The 666-nt window shown below is 68.5% G+C and carries 1 protein-coding gene; it reads left to right on the top strand.

Features of this window, described 5'->3' with window-relative positions:
- Positions 1-666, top strand: a 666-nt coding sequence (locus tag NBG84_RS40010) for an IclR family transcriptional regulator (protein WP_250924662.1), incomplete at both ends; no start/stop codon positions are given.

The raw sequence follows: 666 nt of genomic DNA on the forward strand, positions 1-666 counted from the left end.
CGCGCTGCGGCTCCTTCTCTGGTTCGGCGACCATCGGCAGATCCGGCTGACCGACGCGAGCACGCATCTGGGTGTGGCGTCGTCAACGGCCCACCGGCTGCTGGCGATGTTGCAGTACCGCGGGTTCGTGATGCAGAACCCGTCGACCCGGGCCTACGAGCCCGGCCCCGCGTTGAGCTCGGTGGCCTCCGCGATCATGCGGCATGTCGACGTACGCGCGCGGGTGCGTCCGGCGATGGAGCGGTTGAACAAGGAGTTCGGGGAGACCGTGCACCTTGCCTGCCTGGAAGGAAGCCACGTCAAGTTCCTGGACGCCGTCGAGAGCACGCGCGCGGTGCGCGTCAGCTCCCGGGTGGGCAAAGTGGTCCCGGCGCAGGCGACTTCCAGCGGGAAGGCCATGCTGAGCCGACTGCCGGTCGAGAACCTGCGCGAGGTCTTCCCGGACGAGTGGCTGGAGTCGGTCACCACGAAGACCATCGCGACGAGGACCGAGTTGGAGCAGGCGGTCCAGCGGTCACGACGCCGGGGCTACGCGACCAGCCAGGAGGAGAGCGAGGAGGGTGTCGCCTCGGTCGCGGTCGCGGTCGAGAGTCCCAGCGGCGCCCTGTTCTGCCTCAATGTGTCGGTGCCGACCTACCGTATGACGGCAGCGCTGCGGAAGAAGAT

This window comes from Streptomyces albipurpureus, assembly GCF_023701525.1.
Classification (GTDB): Bacteria; Actinomycetota; Actinomycetes; order Streptomycetales; family Streptomycetaceae; genus Streptomyces; species Streptomyces albipurpureus.